Source organism: Aeromonas sp. R7-2 (assembly GCF_040908105.1).
Taxonomy (GTDB): Bacteria; Pseudomonadota; Gammaproteobacteria; order Enterobacterales; family Aeromonadaceae; genus Aeromonas; species Aeromonas caviae.
Genome location: NZ_JBFODC010000017.1, coordinates 1 through 2101, shown reverse-complemented (window position 1 = coordinate 2101; position 2101 = coordinate 1). Strand labels below are relative to the sequence as shown.

Genomic DNA, 2101 nt, shown 5'->3' with positions numbered 1-2101 from the left:
GGGGCCCAGGTCGTCGCCCAGGCCCGTCACGGCATCGTCGGCCTCTCCGGTGAAATCGAACAGGTCGCCGGGGTCATCGAGTCCCTGGCGAGCCAGACCGACTCCATCGGCAGCATCCTCGACACCATCCGCAGCATCTCGGAGCAGACCAACCTGCTGGCCCTCAACGCCGCCATCGAGGCCGCCCGTGCCGGCGAGCAGGGCCGTGGCTTCGCCGTGGTGGCCGACGAGGTGCGCAACCTCGCCAGCCGCTCCGCCGCCTCCACCGCCGAGATCCAGGGCATGATCAACAGCCTCCAGGAGCAGAGCGCCCGCGCCGTCAGCGCCATGGCACAGGGACGCAACCAGAGCCTGCGGGTGGTGACCCAGGCCGACGAGGCCAACGGCGCCCTCGACCAGATCACCGGGCACATCACCCAGATCAGCGACATGAACATCCAGGTCGCCACCGCCACCGAAGAGCAGTCCAGCGTGGTCGGGGAGATCAACCGCAACGTGGAGGACATCAACCAGCTCACCATGGAGACCGCCGATATCGCCCACCAGTTGACCGAGTCCAGCCGCAGCCTGCAACAGCTCTCCGGCGAGCTCGACAAGCTGGTCGGCAACTTCCGGTTATAAGATGAAAGGGCGCTGCGGCGCCCTTTTTTCACCGGGTCGACAGGGAATACCGACCCCCATGACGGCGAACCGTCATGACAAGCCGCTACAGTAGCGACACAGCAACACACCAAGGAGTCAACATGCTGGCAGGCAACCTCACCATCAAAACCCAACTGATCCTGGCCGTCACCGTGCCCTGTCTCGCCCTGCTGCTGGTTGGCGCCGCCAGTCTGCGCAGCATGGACAACATCAGGCAGCAGGCCGAAGAGCTGTTCCAGAATACCGCCACCCCCATGCGGGCCATGGCGGAAGTGGCCTCCCGCATCCCGCGCATGCGCGTCGGCATCGACATGATGCTATTGCAGGACACCTCCCTGCGCGACGAAAAGGGGGTGCTGACCCGGGTCAAGGAGACCCGCGAGGAAGACATTCCCGAGATGCGCCAGGCCATGGAGCAGGCCGTCAAGGCCCAGGTCGATCCCGACGCCCGGGCCAAGGCCCAGACCCTGCTCGATCAATTCACCCGGGTGGAGCGGGAGGAGCTGACCCCCATGTTGCAGGCGCTCTCTGACAACAAGATGGACGAGGCACGCGCCATCTACCGGGATCGCTACAGCCAGAGCTACGGGGTCATGCGCAAGGGCGCCAATGAGCTGCTCGACGGATTGATAGGTCAGGCCCAGCATCGCAACGACCTGAGCGAAAACAGCTATGACAGCGGTCGTACCCAGATGATCGCCATCATCGTCATCGCCATCGCCATCTCGCTGCTCGTCTCGACCCTCATCCTCATCGGGCTGCGCCGCCGGGTCTCCTTCCTGCAATCCCATATTGGCGAGGTGGCCCGCCACCTCGCCCTCGACAGCCGCGCCAGTCTTACCGGCAAGGACGAGCTGGCCGAGATTGCCCACAGCTTCAACCAGTTCGTGACCCGGATCCACGGGGCCATCGTGCAGGTGGCGAGCAACTCGCGCCAGGTGGCGGCCACCGCCAGCGAGGTGGCCGCCAAGGCCCAGCTCACCCAGCACAACTGCACCGCCCAGCGGGATCGCACCGTCCAGGTCGCCACCGCCATCCACGAGATGGGGGCCACCGTCACCGAGATCGCAGGGAATGCGTCTCTCGCCGCCGACGTCGCCAAGCAGGCCAACGAGCAGGCCGATGCAGGGGCCCAGGTCGTCGCCCAGGCCCGTCACGGCATCGTCGGCCTCTCCGGTGAAATCGAACAGGTCGCCGGGGTCATCGAGTCCCTGGCGAGCCAGACCGACTCCATCGGCAGCATCCTCGACACCATCCGCAGCATCTCGGAGCAGACCAACCTGCTGGCCCTCAACGCCGCCATCGAGGCCGCCCGTGCCGGCGAGCAGGGCCGTGGCTTCGCCGTGGTGGCCGACGAGGTGCGCAACCTCGCCAGCCGCTCCGCCGCCTCCACCGCCGAGATCCAGGGCATGATCAACAGCCTCCAGGAGCAGAGCGCCCGCGCCGTCAGCGCCATGGC

2 protein-coding genes are annotated in these 2101 nt (G+C 66.5%); both read left to right on the top strand.

The features are described 5' to 3' along the window. Nucleotides 1-621 (top strand): methyl-accepting chemotaxis protein (locus AB5Y47_RS04340; RefSeq protein ID WP_368176123.1); only part of this gene is annotated, 621 nt, incomplete at its 5' end. Nucleotides 622-743: 122 nt separating this feature from the next. Next, a partial coding sequence (locus AB5Y47_RS04335; protein WP_368176122.1) for a methyl-accepting chemotaxis protein occupies nt 744-2101 on the top strand: 1358 nt, incomplete at its 3' end.